General features: G+C 62.7%; 9 protein-coding genes. 4 read left to right on the top strand and 5 right to left on the bottom strand.

Features of this window, described 5'->3' with window-relative positions:
• Nucleotides 1-557, top strand: a 557-nt coding sequence (locus JYJ84_RS24095; protein ID WP_205189547.1) for a hypothetical protein, incomplete at its 5' end; no start/stop codon positions are given.
• Nucleotides 558-730: 173 nt separating this feature from the next.
• On the opposite strand, the gene JYJ84_RS24090 is transcribed toward JYJ84_RS24095, so the two are convergent.
• On the bottom strand, nucleotides 731-1021 hold the full coding sequence (locus JYJ84_RS24090) for a hypothetical protein (protein WP_122947491.1): 291 nt from the start codon (nucleotides 1019-1021) through the stop codon (nucleotides 731-733).
• 302 nt (nucleotides 1022-1323) lie between these two features.
• Between JYJ84_RS24090 and JYJ84_RS24085 the strand changes: the two genes are divergently transcribed.
• Nucleotides 1324-1710, top strand: a complete 387-nt coding sequence (locus JYJ84_RS24085) for a VOC family protein (protein ID WP_174960642.1) — start codon at nucleotides 1324-1326, stop codon at nucleotides 1708-1710.
• A 21-nt stretch (nucleotides 1711-1731) separates the two neighbouring features.
• Here JYJ84_RS24085 and JYJ84_RS24080 read toward each other — a convergent pair whose 3' ends face one another.
• Both JYJ84_RS24080 and ribA read right to left on the bottom strand, forming a co-directional pair.
• A complete protein-coding gene (locus tag JYJ84_RS24080) occupies nucleotides 1732-2298 on the bottom strand; it encodes a GNAT family N-acetyltransferase (RefSeq protein ID WP_175223677.1) in 567 nt (188 codons plus the stop codon).
• Between the two features lie 150 nt (nucleotides 2299-2448).
• Nucleotides 2449-3099, bottom strand: coding sequence for a GTP cyclohydrolase II (gene ribA / locus JYJ84_RS24075; protein WP_122947508.1), 651 nt, complete (start codon nucleotides 3097-3099; stop codon nucleotides 2449-2451).
• A gap of 177 nt (nucleotides 3100-3276) precedes the next feature.
• Between ribA and JYJ84_RS24070 the strand changes: the two genes are divergently transcribed.
• Complete coding sequence (locus tag JYJ84_RS24070) at nucleotides 3277-3738, top strand: CBS domain-containing protein (protein ID WP_021162297.1); 462 nt, start codon at nucleotides 3277-3279, stop codon at nucleotides 3736-3738.
• A 154-nt stretch (nucleotides 3739-3892) separates the two neighbouring features.
• Here the strand turns inward: JYJ84_RS24070 and JYJ84_RS24065 are convergent, their stop codons facing one another.
• Entirely contained in the window at nucleotides 3893-4222 is a 330-nt protein-coding gene (locus JYJ84_RS24065; RefSeq protein ID WP_122947509.1) for a DUF4148 domain-containing protein, read from the bottom strand.
• A 512-nt stretch (nucleotides 4223-4734) separates the two neighbouring features.
• Between JYJ84_RS24065 and JYJ84_RS24060 the strand changes: the two genes are divergently transcribed.
• Complete coding sequence (locus JYJ84_RS24060; protein ID WP_043179609.1) at nucleotides 4735-5133, top strand: GreA/GreB family elongation factor; 399 nt, start codon at nucleotides 4735-4737, stop codon at nucleotides 5131-5133.
• 176 nt (nucleotides 5134-5309) lie between these two features.
• Here the strand turns inward: JYJ84_RS24060 and JYJ84_RS24055 are convergent, their stop codons facing one another.
• The gene (locus JYJ84_RS24055) at nucleotides 5310-6437 is read right to left on the bottom strand and encodes a porin (protein ID WP_043179611.1); all 1128 of its coding nucleotides are present in this window, start codon (nucleotides 6435-6437) and stop codon (nucleotides 5310-5312) included.
• Nucleotides 6438-7134 lie beyond the last annotated feature (697 nt).

Raw genomic sequence — 7134 nt, 5'->3', positions numbered from 1 at the left:
TCTGCTCCCTGCGCCTCGTGATCCGCGACATCGCGCCGGCCGGCGACGGCCGGCATGACCTGACGATGCAGCCGTCCGGCGCCGCCGGCGACGAATTGCTGTGGCATGCGCTGCGCGATCGCGAGCCCTACCGCCGGATCCGGCACCCGCTCGCGCCCGTCGACACGTCCATTGCCACCGACAACGAACCGCACGCATCGGCCGGTGAAGCCGGGCCGCGCCCGTCGCGCAGCGCGGCCTTCCGGCTGCCGTGCCACAGCGACGCGCTGTTCTTTGCCGACTGGCTCGAATATCACTTCGACGAACTGCGCGCGCTATCGCAACAGCACGGGCCGCAACTGCAGCTCAACCAGCTCGAGCGACGGGTCGCCGACGACGAGGTCGGCGTGCGCTTCGTCTACGACATCGACGGGCACGCGACACGGCACGCGCTGACCGACTGCGCGCGCGAGGCATGTGCATGGATCGAGACGGAGATGCGCGACAAGTTCGCGTTGCCTGTCGCGCAGGAGCGGTTCAGCGCGTTCGCGGCGCACGCGCGGGCAGGCGCGATGTGAATGCGGCGCAACAAAAAGTTGTATCGATACAACTAGGGCTTGCCATGACTCGGGTTTTCCCTTAAATTTACGTCTGTCTCCTCCATGTCTCCAAACATGGATTCAGCCCGCTCAATGTAGCGGGCTTTTTCTTGCCTGCGCGAATTGCGGGGACACATCCCCTTCCGCCCCGCCTAACCCGCCGGGTGCACACCGACCGGTCGCAGCCAGTAGTGGCGCACCACGAATATCAGCGCGACTGCCCCGACCATTACCAGCAGCAGGTACAACCAGCCCTTTCTGGTTGTCGGCAGATCCGTCAGTGCACTCACATCGCCCGTCAAGGCCGTCAACGCAGCCAAGCCGAGTCCGAGCAGCACCATCGTCCCCTTGGCCACCCATCCAAAGGCAGCCTCCAGCACGCCCGCCCATCGCGACTGGCGATAGGGGCCGGCAACCGGCCGACGGAGATCGGGCTTACTCATTCGCGGCCTCTCGTCCGGGATCGGTGCATCCGCCCGTCGATCGACAGGCTGAGGTCAAAGCAGAACTTCGAAGGTTGTCCGGACAAGCACCCGCTGCCTCGGGGTGCGTGCATTTGCATTTGATCGCAAGCGTCATGTTTTTTCTTTCGCGAGACGAGGTTCGACGGTTCGACTCGTTTGGCCGGAACGCGCTCATATCGTTCAACACGGCGAGTATGCGCCGGGCGTGCTCCGTTCACCTCGCGCAATCCGGATCGGCCGGCTTATCATTGACCGGCCCGTCACTCACCCCCGAGGCCATCTTGCACGCCCATCTGCGTATTGCCCGCCCGGTCAGCAACCTCACCCGAACCGAGCGCATGTATCGCGAAGCCCTCGATTTGTCCGTTCTTGCACGCTTTGAAGATCACGACGGCTTTTCCGGCGTGATGCTCGGACGCGACGGCCTCGACTATCACTTCGAATTCACGCACTGCCCCGACCATCCGATCGCGCCGTCGCCGACACCCGAAGACCTGATCGTGTTCTACCTGCCCGATCGGCCGGAATGGGAAGCTGCCTGCGCGCGCGCCACCGCGCAAGGCTTCATGCCCGTCACGTCGTTCAATCCTTACTGGGACATATCCGGCCAGACCTTCGAGGATGCCGACGGTTACCGGATCGTGCTGCAGAACGGCACATGGCGCTGATACGCGAATACGCGTAAGCGGTTACGCGCCGGCCAGGCCGGCGGCGCGGGCGACATACACGACGTGCCGACGTAGCGCGTGCCCTTCCGGCAACGCTGGATGGTCGAAATCGCGCGCGGGCTGGCGCTGCATGCCTAGCCGCTGCATCACGTGCTGCGATCGTAGATTGGTGTCGGCCGTCCACGCGAAGATCTCGCTAAGCCCGATCCGGCCGAACCCGTCGGCCAGTGCGGCCGCCGCCGCTTCGGCGCCGTAGCCATGCCCCCACGCGTGGCGAACTTGCCGCCACATGATCTCGACGCATGGCGCCATCGGATGCGTTACGCGCACTTCGCGCGACAGACCGCACACGCCGATCAACATCGCGTCGGCCCGGCGCTCGACCGCCCACGGGCCGAAACCGTGTGCATCGAAATGTGCGTCGAAGCGCGCGATGACGTCGCTCGCCTCGTCTACGGACATCGGGCCGCGCGCGAGCCACGCGGTCACGTCCGGATCCGCATGCATCGCCGACAGCGCATCCGCATCCGCCGGCTGCCAGCGACGCAGCGTCAGACGCTCGGCTTCGATCTTCGACGGTGTGGACATGGAGGATACGGATCGTTCAGGCAGCGTAACGCAAGCGCCATCGCAAATCCGAAAGCGGAACGGACGAAGGGGAAATCGGGATCGTCGCTTCTGCCAGCGACGATCCAGGAAACCGGTGACGAGAAACGGGCGCCGGCGCGCCCGCGGCGATTACTCGTTTTCCTCGAAGTAATGCCCGAACTTCACCTGCTTCGTGCGGATATAACGCTCGTTTTCCTCGCGCACGGGCACCGCAAGCGCCACGCGCTCGCAGACGGGAATGCCGTGCTTCGCGAGCGTGTCGAACTTCGCCGGGTTGTTGCTCATCAGCCGCACCGACGTCACGCCGAGGATCCGGAGGATCGCGGCGGCCGAGTCGTATTCGCGGGCGTCGTCGGGCAGGCCGAGGTCGAGGTTCGCCTCGACGGTGTCGCGCCCCTGCTCCTGCAGTGCATAGGCGCGGATCTTGTTGCTCAGGCCGATCCCGCGCCCTTCATGACCGCGCAGATACAGCAGCACGCCGCGGTCTTCGGCCGCGATGTAGCGCAACGCGAGATCGAGCTGCTCGCCGCAGTCGCAGCGGTACGAGCCGAACACGTCGCCGGTCAGGCATTCGGAATGCAGCCGCGTCAACACGGACTGCTCGCCGGCGACGTCGCCCATCACGAGCGCGAGATGTTCGGCATCGCTGCCCGATACACGAAACGCGTATGACTTGAACGTACCGTAGCGCGTGGGCAGCGACGCGGTGGCGACGAGTGTCACGCACTCGTCGGCCTGGCCATTGCCCGGCGTGGGTGATTGGGGACGCGAAGACATCATGAATTCAATCGAAACGTTCAGGAATGTAGGAGTTGTGTGGATAGTGCGTGACGGGAGTTTACCGCTAATCTGGAATCGTCACGCGACTGCCGCCACCTGCGCGGCTATACTGGGCTCGTCGGGTGACACGCATCACGCCCCGCCTGCCCAGCATCGACCTGCACACGGAGAAAGCGAATGAGCACGACTGTCGCGCAGATTCTCAAGGCCAAGCCGGATTCGGGCCGCACCATCTACACCGTCACAAAGACCGATCTCGTCTACGACGCCATCAAGCTGATGGCGGAAAAGGGCATCGGTGCGCTGCTGGTCGTGGACGGCGACGACATCGCGGGCATCGTCACCGAGCGCGATTACGCGCGCAAGGTCGTGCTGCAGGATCGCTCGTCGAAAGCCACTCGCGTCGAGGAAATCATGACGGCAAAGGTGCGCTACGTCGAACCCTCGCAATCCACCGACGAGTGCATGGCGCTGATGACCGAGCACCGGATGCGCCACCTGCCCGTCCTCGACGGCGGCAAGCTGGTCGGCCTCATCTCGATCGGTGACCTCGTCAAGAGCGTGATCGCCGATCAGCAGTTCACGATCAGCCAGCTCGAACACTATATCCACGGCACGCCCGCGGTCACGTCCGCCTGACCCGCTCCAGCAAAAAAGGCCCAAACGCGCGAGCGTCTGGGCGGAAAGCCGCCGGAATGCGGCGACGGAGGTTCTGCTCCTGCGGGCGGGTGACGCGCGCAACTGGCGCGCGTCTCGTCGAATAAGCGGTGCGCTCGGGCAGACCCGGGGACAATCAGTTGCCGAAGTAGACCGAGTTCACGGGATTCGGTGCTTCACGCGTCATGCGACGGCCGGCTTGCCCGGCACCCGTCGCGACTGCGCCGTAGCCGCTCGTATCGGCACGCGCGAGCATCGGCTGATTCGGTTGAATGCGTTGTTCGGCGGCCTGGATGTTGTCCGGATACTGCGAATCGGTCGCCAGCGGCTTGTAGCCGTTCTGTTCGAGTTGCACGAGCTCGGCCTTGACCTGGTCTCGGGTCAGCCCCTGCTCGGACTGGGCAAACGATGCGATCGGGGCGGCAAGTACGGATGCGGCGATGGCTGCGTAGATGATCGACTTCATGATTTACCTCCGGAATATGTTCTCTTATGGCGTCGCCTCGGCAGGACTGTCTGAAGCGATTGAATTCAGTGTAGTTCTCGCCGCCCCAAGGGGAAACCCTTAGTTTGAACATACAGCGTTGCGATTTCGACAAAAATCACCGGCCCTTCCCGGGCGATATCGGCGCAACTTGCTTCATTTGCACAACAATCGCTGACGAAATGCCGACAGCCAGATCACATATCCCGAAGGTTGTGTTGTAGAATCGTAAGGTTATATTCGCCAGTCGATCTTCCATCCACCATGTACGCGCTCACGCCCCTTTCGGTTTCGCCGTCCGGCCCGGCCGGCGTGCGCGCGCGCGCCGGTTATCCGGCGCACCCCCTCGCTCGACGCACGGCCCAGGCGCCGCTCGCCCCTGCCCGGCGCCTGATCTGACGGCTCGGTCTCCTCCCGGAGCCAGGTCAGACAGGCTCCGGGCGATCCCCATAGGCACGCCCTGCCTGCCCCTGCCGATCATTTGGAGAACTGCCATGAAACAACGCCTTTACCAGCTGACCGAACTCGACGTCGCTCGCCTCGAGAAGCACGCCGAACACAACCCGCGGTTCCAGACGATGCTCGATACGCTGCTCGAGCGTGCCGACATCGTCCAGCCCGACGCCATCAAGGCGAACGTCGTCACGATGAACTCGCAGATCACGCTGCTCGACGAAGCGACCCAGGAACAAGCCACCTGGACGATTGTTTATCCGGATGCCGCCAATCTCGAGCACGGCCGCCTGAACGTCTTCTCGCCCGTCGGCATGGCACTGCTGGGCACCCAGCGTGGCCAGATGGTCAAGGTGATGCAGCCGAGCGGCGCCGAAAAGCTGATGAAGGTCGCCGCGATCGTGTTCCAGCCGGAAGCCAACGGCGAATACACGCGCTGACGCGACCTGCCGCCGGCACCGCGCCGCAACGGCACGCAACGAAAAAAGCGAGGCACAGGCCTCGCTTTTTTGCATCCGGACGATGCGAATCGTCGACAGCACTTTCCGCAGACGAAAAAAAGGCGCCCGAAGGCGCCTTTTTTGATGCTGCGTAGCGGGTTACCCCGCCGTCACGCTTAGAAGCGGTGACGCAGACCAACAGTTGCTGCGGTTTGGTTGATCGACGAGCTCGGCAGCGTGTTGATGTCGCCGTTGTAGATCGATGCGCCAACGCCGTTCTTCGCTGCACGTTGGTACACAGCTTGTGCGTAGACGTCCGTGCGCTTCGACAGTGCGTAGTCAGCTTGCAGACCGAACTGGTTCCAGTGCGTGCTGCCGTTGTTGATCTTCGCGTTCGTGTACGTGTAAGCAGCGCCCAGGCCGAGAGCCGGCGTCAGGTTGTACTTTGCGTTGACTTCGTAGTTGTCCGTGCGCACCGAACCCGTACCGACTGCATTGTTGTCCAGACGTGCTTGCGTCCATGCAGCGCCGACTTGTGCCGGGCCGAATGCGTAACCAGCAGCAGCACCGTACGTGCGGACGCGGCCTTGGCTAGCGATGCCACCGATTGCCGACGACGTTGCGCCGTTACCGTTCGAACCGTCACCCAGGTTTGCTTGCGAGTATGCAGCAGCAAGCTTCAGGCCTTGGAACTGGTATGCAGCGCCCGCGCTGTACGCACGGTTGTTGCCGAAGTTCGTGTTGTTCGAGAACGAGTACGTGCCGCCGAATTGCAGGCCAGCGTAGTTCGCGCTCGTGAACTTGACCGTGTTGTTCGATGCGACATCGCCGTTCGTGCTCAGACGGTCGAGGTTCAGCGGGTGCGCGAAGTACGTGCCGCCCCACGAACCCGTTGCCGTCAGCGGCGCCAGGTAGTCTTGCGTTGCGTCATACTGCTTACCCAGCGTGACCGTGCCGTACTGGCTCGACAGGCCGACGAAGGCTTGACGGTTGAACATGCCGCCGTTGTTGCCCAGCTTGCCGTTACCGATGCCGAAGCCGCTTTCCAACGTGAAGATTGCCTTCAGGCCGCCACCGAGGTCTTCCGAACCACGCAGACCGAAACGGCTTTGGTCGATACCCGAGCCCATCGACCACAGCGACTTGCCGTTCACCGGCTTGCCAGCTGCGTTAACGCCCGTTGCGACGTTGCTTTGGTAGGTGATGCCTGCGTCCAGCACGCCGTACAGCGTGACGCTGCTTTGCGCGTGAGCGACGGTAGCGAACGATGCTGCTGCTGCTGCAACGATCAGAGTCTTGTTCATTCGTGGAGCTCCCTTCTAAAAAGAGGCAGGTCTCGCGACCTTGTTCATAAACGGTCTGCAACCGCCCGGGAGCGCCATCGATCCTGCTGGCCGCGCCCGGATAGTTGCCCGTTTGGGAACCGTGAGTTTAGGGGTGTACCCTAGGGGAGCGATCCGCAAATAAAGAAATAAGCTTTTCCAGAACTAGAAATAATGAAAGTGGGGCCGCGTTATAAGTATTTGTTTTGACGTTTGTTTTTGACTTCTTGACGGGGCCTTTTTGGAGGCTTCCATCGCACCATTCTTTCATGTCATCGTCTTGACGGTTGCATAGAAACAACAAACAGATTCAGCACGACACCCCGGAATCGGCAAATTTTACCCAAATCAGTCTCGAATTTCAGGCGCCGGGCGCCTAAAACCCATCCGTCAGCCAGTAAACAGCGCGCGACGTGCGTGCAATGGGCACCGTCCACCCATCAGTTGCTGAAACAGAAAGGCCAGCCCCGGCCCGCCAGCGGTTCGCCCGCCCGCCGTGACACACCGTAACAGCCTTAACCGCTCGCGTAACCCGGCCGGCCGACCGGCAGGCTAATGTAAGGCAGCCTCGTATACAGACTAGGACACGCCATGAATCGACGCTCGTTGTTACGCGCCATCGGATTGACCGCCGCCTTCGTCGGCACCGGCGGCTGGCTCCGCGCCGCCTCGGCCCAGC

The sequence above is a fragment of the Burkholderia sp. LMG 13014 genome (genome assembly GCF_905232215.1).
Lineage (GTDB): Bacteria > Pseudomonadota > Gammaproteobacteria > Burkholderiales > Burkholderiaceae > Burkholderia.
This window is presented reverse-complemented; position numbering and strand designations above follow the sequence as displayed.